Consider the following 16,689-nt stretch of genomic DNA (forward strand, 5'->3'; position numbering starts at 1 on the left):
CTTGCCATTCTGATCGCTGCAGTCGCCGGAGCCGGTGCTGTCGGCTGGAACATGACCCATCACAGCGCCGAAACCGCCAAACCGGCAGGCCCCGGCCAGCAAGGGCCAACCACGGTCGCGATCACGGCAGCCAAGCGGCAGGATGTGCCCGTGGTGTTGCAGGCGAATGGCACGGTGACGCCGATTAGCACGGTGGACCTGCATGCCCAGATCACCAGCACGATCTCGCGCGTGCATATCAAGGAAGGCCAGTTCGTCAAAGCAGGCGAGCTGATGTTCACGCTGGATGACCGCAGCGCGCGCGCCAATGTGGACAAGGCGCAGGCACAGGTGGTGCGCGATCAGGCCGCGCTGGCCGATGTGGAGCGCCAGTACAAACGGGCGCAGGAACTGTTTGCCCAGAAGTTCGTCGCCCAGAGCGCTGTCGATACGCTCAAGAGCCAGGTCGATTCGGCCCGTGCGCTGCTCAACGCCGACATGGCAGCGGCCCGTTCCACCAGCGTGGACGCCAGCTACAACAGCATCCGTGCACCGATGGCAGGGCGGGTAGGCGCGATCAATGTGTATCCGGGCAGTCTGGTACAGGTGGCCACGTCGCTGACCACAATCACCCAGCTCGACCCCATCACGGTAGCCTTCACGCTGCCGGAATCGGCACTGGCGACCTTGCTGCAGGCGCAGCGCGATGGCAGCGTGGCCGTCAAGGCCACCACCGGCGACGGTACGCAGGAAGTCAGCGGTGCACTGAGCTTCATCGATAACACGGTCGATCCCGTGGCCGGGGTGATCCGCGTGAAAGCCCAGTTTGCCAACAAGGAAACCCGTTTGTGGCCGGGCCAGTACGTCAGCACGCGGCTGGTCGCGCAGGTGCTCAAAGATGCCATGGTGATTCCGCAGAACGCCATCATCAGCAACACGCGCGGCACTTTTGTCTACGCGGTCGATGACGAGCAGAAGGCCAAGGTGGTGAACATCAAACGCCTGTATGCGTTTGGCGAAAGTGCCGCCGTCAGCGGTCTGGATGGCAGCGAGAAAATCATTGTCGATGGTAAGCAGAACCTGCGCCCGGGCGGCAAGGTACGCATTGCCGCAGCCGGTAGCAGCAACGGTGCTGCCGCCAGTGCGGGCGCAGCGGCCAGTGGCGCTGGCAGCACGCCGGCCAACGACAAGCAGAAGGGCTAAGCAATGAATCTGTCCGAGTTGTGTATCCGCCGGCCAGTGATGGTGGTACTGCTGTCGCTGACCCTGATACTGGCTGGTGTACTGGCCTATTTCTACATCCCTGTGGCCGCGCTGCCCAGCTATAACACGCCCGTGATCAACGTTTCGGCCGACCTGCCCGGCGCTTCGCCCGAGACCATGGCATCGTCGGTGGCGCTGCCGCTGGAGAAGCAGTTCTCCACCATCGCCGGTCTGTCGGTGATTACTTCGACTAACACGCTGGGTAACTCCTCGCTGACGCTGGAGTTCGACCCCAGCATCAACGTCAACGAAGCGGCCATCGATGTGCAGGCCGCGCTGCTGCGCGCCCAGCGCCAGTTGCCGATCGAGATGACGGATCTGCCGTCCTACCGCAAGGTCAATCCGGCCGATGCCCCCGTGCTGTTCATGACCATGAATTCGCCTTCGCTGACGCTGTCGGAACTTAATGACTATGCGGAGAACCTGATCGCGCCTAGCCTGTCCACCTTGCCCGGCGTGGCACAGGTGACGGTGAATGGCCAGAAGCGTTTTGCCGTGCGTATCCGCGCCAAGTCCGAGCTGATGAACGCGCGTAACATGACGCTCGACGAATTGCAGCAGGCGATCAAATCGGCCAATGCGAATACCCCGCTCGGTATCCTTGACGGTCCTAGCCAGACCCTGACCATACAGGGCAATGCCCAGCTGATGAAGGCGGCCGAGTTCGCCGAACTGATCATCGCCCAGCGCAACGGCCAGCCCGTGCGCCTGAAAGATGTGGCGACGGTGGAAGACAGCTTCCAGTCCGTCAAGACGGCTGGTAGCTACAACGGCGAGCGTTCCATCGTGCTGCTGGTGATGCGCCAGCCTGACGCCAACACCGTACAGGTGGTCGATGGCGTACGCCGTCTGCTGCCGCGCTTCAAGAATCAGGTGCCGGCTTCCATCAACATCAATCTGGTCAACGACCGTTCCGTGTCGATCCGTGAAGCCATCCATGATGTGAACCTGACGCTGGCATTGACCATCTTCCTCGTGGTGATGGTGATCTTCCTGTTCCTGCGCCGTGCGGCGGCCACCTTCATTCCGGCCATCACCATGCCGATTTCGCTGCTGGGCGCGCTGGCGCTGCTGTATGCGTTTGGCTATAGCCTCGACAACGTTTCCTTGCTCGGCATTACGCTGGCCGTGGGGCTGGTGGTGGACGATGCCATCGTGGTGCTGGAAAACATCGTGCGCCACATCGAGCTGGGCAAGAAGCCTTTGCAGGCGGCGCTGGTCGGCTCGAAGGAAATGGGCTTCACGATTATTTCGATTTCCGTTTCGCTGGTGGCAGTGTTCATCCCCATCTTCTTCATGCCCGGCGTGATCGGTCTGATGTTCCACGAATTTGCCGTGGTGGTGGGCCTGTCCGTACTGGTGTCGGCGGCTGTGTCGCTGATGCTGGTGCCTATGCTGGCCAGCCGTTTGCTGCCGGCCGATGCGGTCGATCCCGAGCACGACAAGGGCGGCTTTATCGGCCGCTGGTTCGAGGCCGGCTTCACGGCCCTGCGCAACAGCTATGTGCGTACGCTGGATGTGGCGCTACACCACCGCTACATCGTGCTGCTGGCGGCACTGGGCACATTTGCCCTGACGGCGGCACTGTACATCACGATACCGAAAGGCTTCTTCCCCGAGGAAGATCTGGGCCAGATCCGCGTCAACACGGAAGCAGCGGAAGACATTTCTTCCTCGGCCTTGCAGGAGCTGCAGGAACGCGTCGCTGCCGTGATCCAGAAGGATCCCAACGTGCAGGACGTGACCTCGTTTGTCGGTGGCGGTAACAGCGGCCGTATGTTCCTCGTGCTCAAGCCGCGCAGCGAGCGCAAGAGCATGCCGGAAGTGCTCGATAGCCTGCGCAAGGCCACCAAGGCTGTGCCCGGCATCGCCGTCTACCTGAGCCCTGTGCAGAATCTGCAGCTCGGTGGCCGCCAGTCCAAGAGCCGCTACCAGTACACGCTGCAATCGGTCAGCCCCGGCGCCTTGAACGAGTGGGCGCAGAAATACCTCGACCAGTTGCGCGCCGATCCCGATTTCCGCGACGTCACCAGCGATTCGCAGAACCGCGGCCTGCAGGCCACGCTGAAGATAGACCGCGACAAGGCCAACAACCTCGGCGTGGCCATCGGCGATATCCGTACGGCGCTGTATCTGGCCTTCGGCGAGCGTCAGGTATCGACCATCTATACCCCCGCGGCCAGCTACAACGTGATCCTTGAGGCGGCCACTTCCGACCGTCAGTTCGATGATGCACTGACCCGCATCTCGGTGCGCAACAAGACGGGCGCGCTGGTGCAGCTGTCCAGCTTTGCCACGGTGGAGCGCACGGTGGGGCCGACGGCCGTCAACCATCAGGGCCAGCTGCAGGCCATCACGCTGTCCTTCAATCTGGCGCCTGATGTACCGCTGGGTAAAGCCACCGCCAAGATCGACAAGATGGGGCTGGACATGCATCTGCCGCCATCCATCATCACCAACTACGGCGGCGATGCGGCCGTGTTCCAGAGTTCGCAGGGCAGCCAGCTGATCCTGATCATCGCGGCACTGGGCGTGATCTACGTGCTGCTGGGCGTGCTGTACGAAAGCTATATCCACCCGTTGACTATTCTGGCCGGTCTGCCTTCGGCGGCCGTGGGTGCGCTGCTGACGCTGCGCCTGTTCAATCTGGATCTGACCATGATCGCCATCATCGGTATCCTGATGCTGATCGGTATCGTCAAGAAGAACGCCATCATGATGATCGACTTTGCCCTGCACGTGCAGCGTAACGAAGGCCGCGCGCCGGCTGATGCGATCCGCGAAGCCTGTATCCTGCGCTTCCGCCCGATCATGATGACCACCATGGCCGCACTGATGGGCGCCTTGCCGATCGCGCTGGGTCTGGGTGCCGGCGCCGAACTGCGCCAGCCGCTGGGTCTGGCCGTGGTAGGCGGGCTGATCTTCTCGCAAGTGATTACGCTCTACATCACTCCCGTGATCTACCTGTTCCTCGACAAATACAGTGGCACTGGCCCCATGAGCGACGAGGAGCTGGCCGGTACCCCCGCGCCTGCGCCCCATCCGGTCGAACTGAAAGCCGTCGGCACGGCCAAGCATTGAGCGGTGACAACTAGCCGGGCGGCTGTTTCTTTATCATAGGCAAGGTGACTATGAGAAAGGACGGTCGCCCATGCAGCGCTACAGTGTCGCCATCATCGGCATGGGGCCACGCGGCCTGAGTGTGCTGGAACGGCTGGCAGCGCTGTGCGGCCATACGGGGCTGGCGCTCGACATCAGCGTGATAGAGCCGGGCCCGTGCGGCGCCGGCGTGCACGATCCCGACCAGTCACGCCATCTGCTGATCAATACGCTGGCCAGTCAGGTCACGCTGTTTCCGCTGCACGGCAGTGTGCGCTACTCCGCTATCTGCCCAACCCCCAGCCTGACGGAATGGGCGCGCCAGCAGGGCTATCGCCGCTGCGATGACGGTGCCTATGCCACGCACTGTGATAGCGGCCATGCTGCTGGCAGCAGCATCAGCGATGGCGATTATCTGCCGCGCGGTTTGCTGGGCGCCTATCTGTGCTGGGCATATGCCCAGCTGATTGCGGCCTTGCCCGCCTGCGTTACACTGCAGCAGCACAGCGCCAGTGCCTGCGATCTGACCCTGCAGGCTGATGGCCAGTGGGCCATCATGCTGGACAGTGGCACCGTGGTGCGCAGCAGCTTCGTGTTTATCACCACGGGACATGACCGCCAGCAGCCCGACCCCGAGCAGGATGAGCTGGAAGGCTTTGTGCGTCAGCAGGGCGCACGCAATCCCCAGCTGGCGCTGGTGCGCGAACTGTATCCTTCTACCCAGTTGCAGCAGATAGCTGCCGGCACGCAGGTAGCCATACAGGGGCTGGGCTTGTGCGCCCACGATGTGCTGGCCGAGCTGACGCTGGGGCGGGGCGGGCGCTATCTGCCGCATGGTGCCAGCCAAGGGGCGGGCTTGCGCTACCTGCCGTCCGGCGACGAACCACGTTTGACGCTGTGCTCGCGCCTGTGTCTGCCAGCAGCGGCGCGCGGCCTGAACCAGAAAGGGCTGGCTGGCCGCCACGCGGCCCAGTATTTCACCCCGCAGGCACTGGCCGCCCTGCGTGCCCGCGCCCAGTTGCGCGACGGCAGCCCGCAGCTCGATTTCGAGCGAGATGTGCTGCCGCTACTGCAGCGCGAAATGGCCTGGGTGTACCGCAGCACGTTGGCCGGTCATGCGCTCGATCCGCAACGTTTCGTGCTGACGGCCGGCGATGCGGCCCAGATCATGCGCTGGCTGTTCCCGCTGCAGCAGCGCCGCTTCGCCACGCTGGGGCAGTTCCGCCACTATGTGCACGACTGGCTGCTGCGTGATCTGGCGGCAGCCCAGCAGGGCAATCTGGGCAATGCCTGCAAGGCCGCGCTGGACGTGCTGCGCGACTGTCGCGCCACCCTGCAGGCGGCGCTGGAATTCGGCGGCCTGACGCCGGTCTCGCACCGCCAGTTCCTGCAGCGCTACCATCCGGCCATCAACCGCATGGCCTACGGCCCGCCGCTGCGGCGCAACCAGCAACTGCTGGCGCTGATGGAGGCGGGGGTAGTGCAGTGGCTGGCCGGCCCCGGCTGCCATATCGAAACGGATGCTGCCAGCGCCCGTTTCCAGCTGTGCACGCCGCTGGCCAGCGGCTGGGTCAGGCAGGGCGTGGATGTGCTGGTGGTGGCGCGGCTGGCGGGGTTTTTTCCCTTCCAGACAACATCCTTACTCATCCGTAATATGCTGGTACGAGGGCTGGCGCGGCCCTACCGGAATGGCGATTTCCACCCGGGCGGGCTGGACATCGATGGTGCCAGCCAGTTGCTAGACCGGCAAGGGCAGGCCTGCCCGCGTCTGTGGGCGCTGGGCTTCCCCGTCGAGGGCGCGCACTACTACACCCATGCTCTACCGAGGCCGGGGCTAGTTTCACGCGTGGTGCAGGATGCCGAGCGCTGCGTGCTGGCAATGGCTCAGCAATTGCTGCCGCAGCACCAGAATGGGGCAGTTTGTAACGCCGGCTGATACATACGGTAACATCCTTCAAGGCCGGGAACTTGTAAGCTAGCAGCGCTAGCATGGCGGGCATCGTCTGCTCGTGCACTGGTTCCCAAAACAGCGCGACTCTGGCACTATGGCCGCACTTTTGTCGTCGCTCCCCTTCAAGGTTTGTTATTTTGCATCACGATCCTCACATCCACACTGCGCGTTCTGAGTATTGCGAAGCATGCGGACAACGCCTGCCGGCCTCGGTCGGCTACGGTACGTGGGAGAACGAAAACAAGCCCAACCGCATCGGTATCGGCATCTCCATTGCCCTGCACTTGCTGGGCGTGCTGTACTACTTCCTCGCGCCTGCGCCTGAACGCAAGCATGCGGCGCCGCCCAAGGGCGGGGTGATGGTCTACATCGCACCGACCAAGGACAAGAGCCCGAAGCAGCCGCAGCCGAAGAAAATCGAAGTGGCCAAGGCAGCCAAAACGCCGCCGCCACCGAAACAGATTACCCAGCGCGATACGCCGGCCGCCAGCAAGCCCAAGCTGGAAACCTATGTGCCGCCCGTGCAGGCCACCATGACGCCGCCGCCGGAACAGGATATGTCGGAAATGATCGCCAAGCGCCGAGCCGCGCGCGAAGCCAATAACCCGCAACCGGCGCCACCGGCACCGGCGGAATCGGAAAACGAACGCGCGCTGCGTATCGCCAAAGCCAATATCGCTGGCGCGCAAGGCCGTTCGGCCGGTGGCGACCGCGATGATACGGGCGGTATCTTCTCGGTCGAGAAGAGCTACCACAGCGCGGAAGTGAAGTTCCGTGGCTGGAATACCAACTTCAAGCGCAACTGGCTGCAGCAGGTTCACGTCGAGCAGGGCGCCGAGCAGGACATCGAAACGGCCGTGGTCAAGGAAATGATCAAGGTGATCCGCAAGGAGAAGCAGGGCGATTTCCCGTGGGAGTCGCGCCGTCTGGGCAAGGTGATCACGCTGAGTGCGCGCAAGGAAGACGAGAAGGAACTGATCGCCTTCCTGCTCAAGGAAATGTTCCCCGAATATACGCGCGGCTCGGGGCGCTAAAGCGCAGGGCTCTATGACAACGGCCGGCCAGTCTGCATGACTGGCCGGCCGTTGGTTTTTTTGTGCACGCACACTGCGCCGGCAGTGCGCTACGGCTTAGCCTTGTGCTTTGAGCAGACGGGCGATGTCGAGCGCGAAGTAGGTCAGCACGCCGTTGGCGCCTGCGCGCTTGAAGGCCAGCATGGATTCCATCATCACCTTGTCGTGATCGAGCCAGCCGTTCAGGGCTGCGGCCTTGAGCATGGCGTATTCACCGCTGACCTGATAGGCAAAGGTCGGCACCTTGAATTCATCTTTCACGCGGCGTACCACGTCCAGATACGGCATGCCGGGTTTGACCATCACCATATCGGCGCCTTCGGCCAGATCGAGGCCCACTTCGCGCAGCGCTTCGTCGCTGTTGGCCGGGTCCATCTGGTAGGTGTTCTTGTCGCTCTTGCCCAGATTTTTGGCCGAACCCACGGCATCGCGGAACGGGCCGTAGAAGGCCGAAGCGTATTTGGCCGAGTAAGCCATGATGCGGGTGTGGATGTAGCCATGGGCTTCCAGCGCAGCGCGCACGGCGCCGATACGGCCATCCATCATGTCCGACGGTGCCACCACATCGACGCCTGCTGCGGCATGGCACAGTGCCTGACGCACCAGCATGTCGGTGGTGACGTCGTTGATCACATAGCCGTTTTCATCGATCAGGCCATCCTGACCGTGGCTGGTGTAAGGGTCGAGCGCGATATCGGTCAGGATGCCCAGTTCAGGATGGGCCTGCTTCAAGGCACGCACGGCGCGCGGCATCAGACCGTCCGGATTGGTGGCTTCCACACCGTCCGGGGTTTTCTTGCTGCTCTCGATGACGGGGAACAGGGCCAGCACGGGAATACCCAGCGCGACGCACTCGGCCGCCACTTCCAGCAGCAGGTCTATCGATACCCGCTCCACGCCCGGCATCGAAGCGACCGGCTCGCGCTGCTGCGTGCCTTCGAGAATAAACACGGGATAGATCAGGTCCGAGGCCGTCACATTGTTTTCACGCATCAGCGCGCGCGAGAACGGGTCACGGCGCATACGGCGCATACGGACATTGGGAAACTGGGCAGAAACGTGTGGATGAGTCATTGCGCTACTTCCTTGCTGGATTAAGGGGCAAACTTAATAGTGGGCTAACTTAAACTTCGGGGACAGGCGGGGCAGCGTCAGCAGGCGTGTCGTCTGCGCCGCTGCCGGGCATTGCATCTGGGTCGGTCTCGTCGCTTAGGCCGGCCAGTTCGAGGATCTTGTCATTGGCTTCGTCTATGCCTACCCGTTTCAGGGCCGAGAACAGCTGCACGGTGAACGGGAATCCTTCGCCGTCTTCATCCACATAGCTTTCCAGTTTGGCCTTGGCCTGACGCAGCACATTGACCATTTCATTCCGGTTGAGTTTATCAACCTTGGTCAAAATGCAATGGATAGGCTTGCCTGTCGGGGCGAACCATTCGAGCATCTGTACATCAAGTTCCGTGAACGGGCGGCGCGAATCCATGATCAGGATCAAGGCGGCCAATTGTTCACGGCGCTGCACATAGTCACCGAGCAGTCGTTGCCAGTGTAATTTTGCCGAGCCGGAAACCTCGGCATAACCGTAGCCGGGCAGGTCGACCAGCAGGCACTCGATCTCGTCCACGATGGTGGGGTCTTTACGGTGCTGTGCCACATGGGCGCCACCGATGGAGAAGTAGTTAATATGCTGGGTGCGGCCCGGTGTCTTGGATGCGAAGGCCAGACCTTTCTGGTTGCACAGGATGTTAATGGCGGTCGATTTACCGGCGTTGGAGCGACCCGCAAAGGCGATTTCCGGCACTTTGGTGTCGGGTAATTCGCGCAATTGGTTGACGGTCGTGAAGAAGCGGGCTTGCCAGAGTTTGGACATGGGAATGGGGGAAATGCAACAAAAGGGAGCAAATATGCTGGAAAGCTATTGTACAATGAGTAGTTACGAAGCGGCGCTAACCCAGCCTGTGGCCTTGGTGTTAGTCTAGCTTGCGACCAAACTTTTTTGAGGGTGCCTGAATGAATCGTGCGTTTTCACCGTTTGTAAAATCCCTGCTGGTGGCCGTGCTGGCTGTGAGCGCAACTGCCCACGCTGAAGACAAAAAACCAGCGCACGCAGAACCTGCGGCACTGAAGGGCGATGCTGCCAAGGGTAGCACCCTGTTCGGTAGCGGCGACGCTGCCCGCGGTCTGCCAGCCTGCGTATCGTGCCACGGTGAAGGCGGCAACTCGACCATCACGGTCAATCCTAAACTGGCAGGCCAGAGCGCCGGCTACCTGAACAAGCAGCTGGTGAACTTCACCACCCCTGAGCGTAACCAGCCGGTGATGACCACCTACGCCAAAATGCTGACCGATCAGGAAAAGCTGGACATCGCCACCTATCTGGCAGCCCAGGCTTCCAAGCCTAACGCCGCCAAGAACAAGGACACGGTAGAAATCGGCAAGAAGATCTATCGCGGCGGTATCGCCGAGAAGAACGTGCCAGCCTGCGCCAGCTGCCACGGCGCCACCGGTGCCGGCATCCCTGTGCAATACCCGCGTCTGGCTGGACAGCATCAGGACTACACGGTAGCTCAGCTGGGTCTGTTCAAAGCTGATGGCCGTAAAAACAGCCCGCAGATGACCACCATTGCCAAGCGCATGACGGAAGACGAAATGAAAGCCGTGGCTGACTACGTCGCCGGCTTGAAGTAATCACCACCTCGGCCCCGCTCTCGGGCGGGACCGCATGGCCATAAAAAAAGGGCGGCAGCGTAAGCGGGCTGCCCTTTTTGTTGTTATGCTGCCGTCAGCACATTTTTCGAGAAACCTTTCCTAGCATGAGCAGCAGCCCCAGCACTTCCGGTATTGCCGTAAAAACCCGTCGTCCCCTGATCGGCGAATTGATCGAGCTCATTTCTTCGATGCGCTTTGCGATCGCTTTGCTGGCCATGATTGCCATTGCGGCCGTGGTCGGCACGGTGATGAAGCAGAACGAGGCGACCAATAACTACATCAACCAGTTCGGTCCGTTCTGGTTCGAAGTGTTCCGCAAGCTGGGCCTATATGCCGTGTATTCGGCCTGGTGGTTCTTGCTGCTGATGGGCATGCTGGTGACGTCCACCACGCTGTGCATCATACGCAATACGCCCAAGATGCTGCGCGATATGCGCAGCTGGCGCGAGAATGTGCGCGCTAGCTCGCTGCTGAACTTCCACCACAAGATGCAATGGCGTGCGCCGCTGGCACGCACGGCGCTGGCCCAGCAGAGCGCGGCGCGGCTGGCCGATGCCGGTTATGCCGTGAAAACCGTGGAGCGCGATGGCGGCACGCTGGTCGCTGCCAAACGGGGCGCCGGTAACAAGTTCGGCTACATCTTCGCCCACTCGGCCATCGTCGTCATCTGTATCGGCGGCCTGCTCGATTCGGACATGCCTATCCGCGCGCAGGAATGGTTCGCCGGCAAAGTGCCCTTCAATGGCTCGGGCCTGATCGCCAACGTGCCGGCGCAGAGCCGCCTGAGCACCTCCAATCCTAGTTTCCGTGGCAATACGCTGGTGCCGGAAGGCGCCACCAGCGACAGCGCGATTCTGAACCGTCCCGATGGCGTGCTGATACAGGATCTGCCGATCACCATTTCGCTGAAAAAATTCACCGTCGATTTCTACACCACGGGCATGCCCAAGCTGTTCGCTTCCGAAGTGGAAGTGCGCGACAACGTCAGTGGCGAAAAGGTCAATGCTGTCATCGAAGTCAACAAGCCGCTGATCTTCAAAGGGCTGGCCATCTACCAGTCCAGCTTCGACGATGGTGGTAGTAAACTGAAACTGACAGGCTTTCCCATGGCCGGAGGCAGCAGCACCACCTTTGCCCTGAATGGCGAAGTGGGCACTTCCACTCCGCTGGGCGATGCCTACACGGTGGAGTGGACCGGTTTCCGCGCCTTCAACGTGGAAAACATGGGCAATACGCAAGACCCGCGCGCCGTGGCCAAGGGAGAAAGTCTGGAGCAGCAACTGAGCGCCACACTGGACAAGCACACGGGTTCGGCAGCGCGCAATGCCAACAACAAGGACATGAAGAACGTCGGCCCCAGCTTTACCTACAAGCTGCGCGACAAGAACGGTCAGGCACGCGAGTACCAGAACTATATGCAGCCCATCCAGATCGATGGCGCCACCATGTATCTGGCCGGCATGCGTAACAGCCCGTCCGATCCCTTCACCTATCTGCGCATACCGGCCGACGACGAGCACGGCCTGAAGGACTGGATGCGTCTGCGCGCTGCGCTGAATTCCCCGGCCCTGCGCATGGAAGCGGCCCAGCGCTATGCGCGCCGTGCGGCGCCCCAATCGGCCAACGCCCAGCAGATCCAGCAGCAGCTGCAGGCTTCGGCCGACAAGAGCCTGTCCATCTTCGCCGGTGACGGCAAAGTGGGCGGCTTTGTGGCCATCTCGCGCTTCCTCGAGAAGATTCCGGCAGCCGAGCAGGAAAAAGCCGCCGATGTGTTCATGAAGATCCTCAACGGCACCCTGTGGGAACTGTGGCAGGTGGCGCGCGCTCAGGATGGTCTGGCCCCCGCCACGCCGGACCAGAACCATGCGCGCTTCCTGCAACTGGCCACCAACGCCCTGTCGGACGGCTATTTCTACGGCGCGCCTATCTATCTGCAACTTGATGACTTCACTCAGGTGCAAGCCTCGGTCTTCCAGGTAACCCGCTCGCCCGGCAAAAATGTCGTCTATCTGGGCTGTTTGTTCCTCGTGATCGGTGTATTCTCCATGTTCTACATCCGCGAGCGTCGCCTGTGGATATGGATTACCGACCATGCCGATGGCGCCGAAGCCCTGATGGCCATGAGTACCCAGCGCAAAACACTGGACTTTGAACGCGAATTTGAGAACCTGAAAGAAAAACTGCCGCAATCGGCGTGAGCTTTTTAGCCACGTTGACCGGCAGGGACGGAGAAAGAAGATGGAACTGACCCAATCGAGCCAGACCTACACACAAGCGCCCGGCTATTTCAAACGCCTGACGCTGCTGGACTGGGTATTCGGCCTGGCACTGGTGGCCGCCTCGCTGTTCGGCCTGAACCGCTACGGCCAGTATATGGACATCTACGAGCAGGGCATCCTGCTGGCTGCGGCACCCACGTTTGCGGCGCTGGGCTGGCACTGGAAACCGGCGCGCTGGCTGATGCCGCTGGTGGCGCTGCTGTCGCTGGGCGCCATCGCCATGTACGGCGGCGTGCTCGACAACGGTACCAAGAAATTCTGGCTGCGCATGATGCTGTCGAGCCAGTCGGCGATTCTGTGGATGAGCATGATGTTCATCCTGTCCACGCTGTTCTACTGGGTGGGCATGCTGGGCCGTTCGACCGTCGCTTTCAGCATCGGTAACAAGCTGTGCTGGGCTGCCGTCATACTGGGCCTGACGGGCATGATGGTGCGCTGGTACGAGTCCTACCTGATCGGCACGGACGTGGGCCACATCCCCGTCTCCAATCTGTACGAAGTGTTCGTGCTGTTCGCCCTGATCACGGCCATGTTCTACCTGTACTTCGAACAGCGTTACGCCACCAGCCAGATGGGCGCCTTCGTCACGCTCGTCATCACGGCGGCCATTGCCTTCCTGTTCTGGTACACCAACACCCGCGACGCGGCCGAAATCCAGCCGCTGCTGCCGGCCCTGCAAAGCTGGTGGATGAAAATCCACGTACCGGCCAACTTCATCGGCTATGGCAACTTCTCGCTGGCTGCCATGGTGGCTGCTGCCTATCTGCTAAAAACTTCCGGCTATCTGGTCGACCGTCTGCCGTCGGCCGAAGTGCTGGATGACGTGATGTACAAAGCCATTTCGGCCGGTTTCGCCTTCTTCACCATCGCCACCATTCTCGGTGCGCTGTGGGCGGCGGAAGCCTGGGGCGGCTACTGGTCGTGGGACCCGAAAGAAACCTGGGCGCTGATCGTGTGGCTCAACTACGCAGCGTGGCTGCATATGCGTTTGATGACGGGCCTGCGTGGCCGTCCGGCTGCATGGTGGGCACTGGTGGGCCTGCTGGTGACGACCTTTGCTTTCCTTGGCGTCAACATGTTCCTGTCCGGTCTGCACTCCTACGGCAAGCTTTAATAGGGGCCTAATAACGGCTGGCGAAGAATGGTGTAAGGTTGCGTTTTGCCGCGCGACTAAGGTTGAAGACTGACAGTGAGCGCAGTCTTAGTTCTTAGTAAATACCTTGGATACCACAGGAGCCAGCATGTTGATCAAACGTAGTCCGAACGGCATCGAACTGCCGTTTTCCTCGGAAATCACCCCGCGCGCCGTCTACGAAGGTCGGCGCGACTTCATCCGTCAGCTGGCCGTCGGTGCCATCGGCAGCGCTGCCCTGATGGAAATGGCCCAGCGCGAAGCTTTTGCGCAAGGCGTGCGCCCCAAACTGGCGGGCAAGCTCAATCCCTCGTATTCGGCGCTGGACAAGCCCACGCCCTACAAGGACGCGACGAGCTACAACAACTTCTACGAATTCGGCACCGACAAGAGCGAGCCGGCCATGTATGCGGGCACGCTGAAAACTCATCCGTGGACGGTCAGCATCGAGGGCGAAGTGAAAAAGCCCGTGACGCTCGATCTGGACAGCCTGCTGAAACTGGCGCCGCTGGAAGAGCGCGTGTACCGTTTGCGCTGCGTGGAAGGCTGGTCGATGGTGATCCCGTGGGTGGGCTATTCCTTCTCCGAGCTCATGAAAAAGGTCGAGCCGACCAGCAACGCCAAATACGTGGAATTCATTTCGCTGGCCGACAAAAAGCAGATGCCCGGCGTAGGCAGCCGCGTGCTGGACTGGCCTTACACGGAAGGCCTGCGCATCGACGAAGCGGCGCATCCGCTGGCGCTGCTGACCTTGGGCATGTATGGCGAAGTGCTGCCCAACCAGAACGGAGCGCCCGTGCGCATGGTGCTGCCGTGGAAATACGGCTTCAAATCGGCCAAGTCCATCGTCAAGATCCGCTTCGTGCGCGAACAGCCGCGCACCTCGTGGAATCTATCGGCACCCAACGAGTACGGCTTTTATTCGAATGTGAATCCCGAGGTGGATCACCCGCGCTGGTCGCAGGCCTCCGAGCGCCGCATCGGTGAAGACGGCTTCCTCGCGCGCAAACGCAAGACCCTGATGTTCAACGGCTATGCCGACGTGGCACCGCTGTACGCAGGCATGGACCTGAAGAAGTTCTACTAAACCATGGCTCTGCAACTGACTGCGCGCCAGCTCGGCTGGCTAAAGGGTGTACTGTTTGTGCTGGCGCTGCTTCCCCTTGCGCGCATGGTGGTGCTGACCGTTACGGGGCAACTGGTGGAACCGCTGGAATTCATCACGCGCGGTACGGGTGACTGGACGCTCTACCTGCTCACCATCACGCTGGCGATTACGCCGGTGCGCCGCCTGACGGGCTGGAACTGGCTGATCAAGCTGCGCCGCATGGCGGGGCTGTATGTGTTCTTCTACGGCCTGCTGCACTTCCTCACCTTCCTGTGGTTCGATCATTTCTTCGACGTGCAGGAAATGTGGAAAGATGTGCTCAAGCGGCCGTTTATCACGGTGGGCTTTATCGCCTTCGTGCTGCTGATACCACTGGCTGTGACGAGCACCAACGGCATGATGCGCCGGCTGGGCGGCAAGGCATGGCAGCGGCTGCACCAGCTGATCTATGTGATTGCGCCGCTGGCCGTGCTGCACTTCTGGTGGATGAAGGCGGGCAAGCACCTGCTGGGCCAGCCCATCCTGTTCGGTGTGATACTGGGCGGTCTGCTGCTGTTCCGTCTTAAAGGCAAGCTGGGCAAAGCGCCCAGACTTGCCTGAAACAGCAGACCGCTGGCCGGCTTAGGCCAGACGCGATTCCAGCGCGTACAGGTCGGCCGGATTTTCGCGCTTGCGCACTTCGCAGCTGGCGCTGCCGTCAACGATGACTTCGGCAGCGCGGCCACGCGTGTTGTAGTTGGAGGACATAGTCATGCCGTAGGCGCCGGCGCAGTGCATCACCAGCAGATCGCCGGCCTGTACGGCCAGTGCACGGTCACGTGCCAGCCAGTCGCCCGATTCGCAGATCGGGCCCACCACGTCGTAGGTCTGGGCCTCGCTCTGGCCCTGCACCACGGGCTGCATATCCATCCACGCCTGATACAGGGTAGGGCGCGACATATCGTTCATGGCCGCATCGACGATGCAGAAGTTCTTTTCTTCGCCGTGCTTGAGGTATTCCACGCGGGTCAGCAGCACGCCTGTGTCGCCCACGATGGAGCGGCCCGGTTCGAAAATGACCTTGATCGGTACACCGGCGTGGCGCTCTGCGCGCCATGCGTCGATACGGGCAAACAGACGGCCCAGATAGTCGCCTACTGGCACAGGGTCGGCTTCGCCCGCTTCGCCGTACTGGATGCCGATGCCGCCACCGATGTCGAGGTGGCGCAGAACGATGCCTTCGCTGCCGAGCTGGTCGATCAGCTCGATCAGGCGGTCCAGCGCTTCCAGCAGCGGCGCGTCGTCCAGCAACTGCGAGCCGATGTGGCAATCGATGCCGGTCACTTCCAGATGCGGCAGCTTGGCAGCCGTACGATAGGTTGCCAGCGCATCGTCGAAGGCTACGCCGAACTTGTTGGCCTTCAGGCCGGTGGCGATGTAAGGGTGGGTCTTGGCATCCACGTTAGGGTTGACGCGCAGCGAGATGCGCGCAGTCTTGCCCATGGCACCCGCTACTTCGTTCAGACGGTGCAGTTCGGGGATGGATTCCACGTTGAAGCACAGGATGTCGTGGGTCAGCGCCAGTTGCATCTCGGCCACGCTCTTGCCTACGCCCGAGAAAATCACTTTGCGCGGGTCGCCACCGGCAGCCAGCACGCGCAGCAGTTCGCCGCCCGAAACGATGTCGAAGCCGGCACCCTGACGGGCCAGCAGGTCGAGGATGGCCAGATTCGAGTTGGCCTTCATGGCATAGCACACCAGCGCATCGCGGCCGGCGCAGGCATCGGCGTAGGAAGCGAAATTGGCCAGCAGGGCTGCCTTGGAATAGACGTAGGTCGGGGTGCCGAACTGCTCGGCCACGGTGGCCAGCGACACGCCTTCAGCGTGCAGCACGCCATTCACGTAGGAAAAATGCGAAGAGAATTGCGACATAAGCTTTACTGTTGAGGGGCGGTAGGGGGAGTCGGTGCCGCTGCCGCATCACCGCTCTTGGCTGGCTTGGCGGGCGGAATCTTGGGCAGATACAGCGGGCCGGGTTGGCCGCACGCGCTCAGCAAGACGGTCAGGCACAGGGTAGCCATGCCAATAACAAAACGGAAACTGGACTTCACGATAGAATC

At 61.5% G+C, this 16,689-nt stretch carries 13 protein-coding genes; 9 read left to right on the forward strand and 4 right to left on the reverse strand.

Annotated elements, in window-relative coordinates; translation table 11 throughout:
• Positions 1-51 precede the first annotated feature (51 nt).
• From GTP23_RS16050 to GTP23_RS16065, 4 genes are all read left to right on the forward strand, one after another.
• Positions 52-1,182 (forward strand): efflux RND transporter periplasmic adaptor subunit, encoded by a 1,131-nt coding sequence (locus GTP23_RS16050; protein WP_371866933.1) that lies wholly within the window; start codon positions 52-54, stop codon positions 1,180-1,182.
• A 3-nt stretch (positions 1,183-1,185) separates the two neighbouring features.
• Complete coding sequence (locus GTP23_RS16055) at positions 1,186-4,323, forward strand: efflux RND transporter permease subunit (RefSeq protein ID WP_161036042.1); 3,138 nt, start codon at positions 1,186-1,188, stop codon at positions 4,321-4,323.
• 70 nt (positions 4,324-4,393) lie between these two features.
• Complete coding sequence (locus tag GTP23_RS16060) at positions 4,394-6,277, forward strand: FAD/NAD(P)-binding protein (RefSeq protein WP_161036043.1); 1,884 nt, start codon at positions 4,394-4,396, stop codon at positions 6,275-6,277.
• Positions 6,278-6,429: 152 nt separating this feature from the next.
• Positions 6,430-7,326, forward strand: coding sequence for a hypothetical protein (locus GTP23_RS16065; protein WP_161036044.1), 897 nt, complete (start codon positions 6,430-6,432; stop codon positions 7,324-7,326).
• A gap of 96 nt (positions 7,327-7,422) precedes the next feature.
• On the opposite strand, the gene hemB is transcribed toward GTP23_RS16065, so the two are convergent.
• Positions 7,423-8,439, reverse strand: a complete 1,017-nt coding sequence (hemB, locus tag GTP23_RS16070) for a porphobilinogen synthase (RefSeq protein WP_161036045.1) — start codon at positions 8,437-8,439, stop codon at positions 7,423-7,425.
• A gap of 49 nt (positions 8,440-8,488) precedes the next feature.
• Positions 8,489-9,232, reverse strand: a complete 744-nt coding sequence (gene yihA / locus GTP23_RS16075; protein WP_229256121.1) for a ribosome biogenesis GTP-binding protein YihA/YsxC — start codon at positions 9,230-9,232, stop codon at positions 8,489-8,491.
• A 140-nt stretch (positions 9,233-9,372) separates the two neighbouring features.
• On the opposite strand from yihA, the gene GTP23_RS16080 reads away from it, so the two are divergent.
• From GTP23_RS16080 to msrQ, 5 genes are all read left to right on the forward strand, one after another.
• Positions 9,373-10,050 carry a c-type cytochrome gene (locus GTP23_RS16080; RefSeq protein ID WP_161036046.1) on the forward strand — a complete coding sequence of 226 codons (678 nt, stop codon included), beginning with the start codon at positions 9,373-9,375 and terminating at the stop codon, positions 10,048-10,050.
• A gap of 125 nt (positions 10,051-10,175) precedes the next feature.
• The gene (locus tag GTP23_RS16085; RefSeq protein WP_161036047.1) at positions 10,176-12,269 is read left to right on the forward strand and encodes a cytochrome c biogenesis protein ResB; all 2,094 of its coding nucleotides are present in this window, start codon (positions 10,176-10,178) and stop codon (positions 12,267-12,269) included.
• A gap of 40 nt (positions 12,270-12,309) precedes the next feature.
• A complete protein-coding gene (ccsB, locus tag GTP23_RS16090) occupies positions 12,310-13,464 on the forward strand; it encodes a c-type cytochrome biogenesis protein CcsB (protein ID WP_161036048.1) in 1,155 nt (384 codons plus the stop codon).
• Between the two features lie 127 nt (positions 13,465-13,591).
• Positions 13,592-14,569, forward strand: coding sequence for a protein-methionine-sulfoxide reductase catalytic subunit MsrP (gene msrP / locus GTP23_RS16095; protein ID WP_161036049.1), 978 nt, complete (start codon positions 13,592-13,594; stop codon positions 14,567-14,569).
• Between the two features lie 3 nt (positions 14,570-14,572).
• Positions 14,573-15,190, forward strand: a complete 618-nt coding sequence (gene msrQ / locus GTP23_RS16100) for a protein-methionine-sulfoxide reductase heme-binding subunit MsrQ (protein ID WP_161036050.1) — start codon at positions 14,573-14,575, stop codon at positions 15,188-15,190.
• 21 nt (positions 15,191-15,211) lie between these two features.
• On the opposite strand, the gene lysA is transcribed toward msrQ, so the two are convergent.
• Positions 15,212-16,501, reverse strand: a complete 1,290-nt coding sequence (gene lysA, locus GTP23_RS16105; protein ID WP_161036051.1) for a diaminopimelate decarboxylase — start codon at positions 16,499-16,501, stop codon at positions 15,212-15,214.
• A 5-nt stretch (positions 16,502-16,506) separates the two neighbouring features.
• Positions 16,507-16,680 (reverse strand): LPS translocon maturation chaperone LptM, encoded by a 174-nt coding sequence (lptM, locus tag GTP23_RS23085; protein WP_443093191.1) that lies wholly within the window; start codon positions 16,678-16,680, stop codon positions 16,507-16,509.
• Positions 16,681-16,689: the final 9 nt, after the last annotated feature.

It is taken from the genome of Duganella fentianensis (genome assembly GCF_009857835.1).
In the GTDB taxonomy this organism is placed as follows: domain Bacteria; phylum Pseudomonadota; class Gammaproteobacteria; order Burkholderiales; family Burkholderiaceae_D; genus Rugamonas; species Rugamonas fentianensis.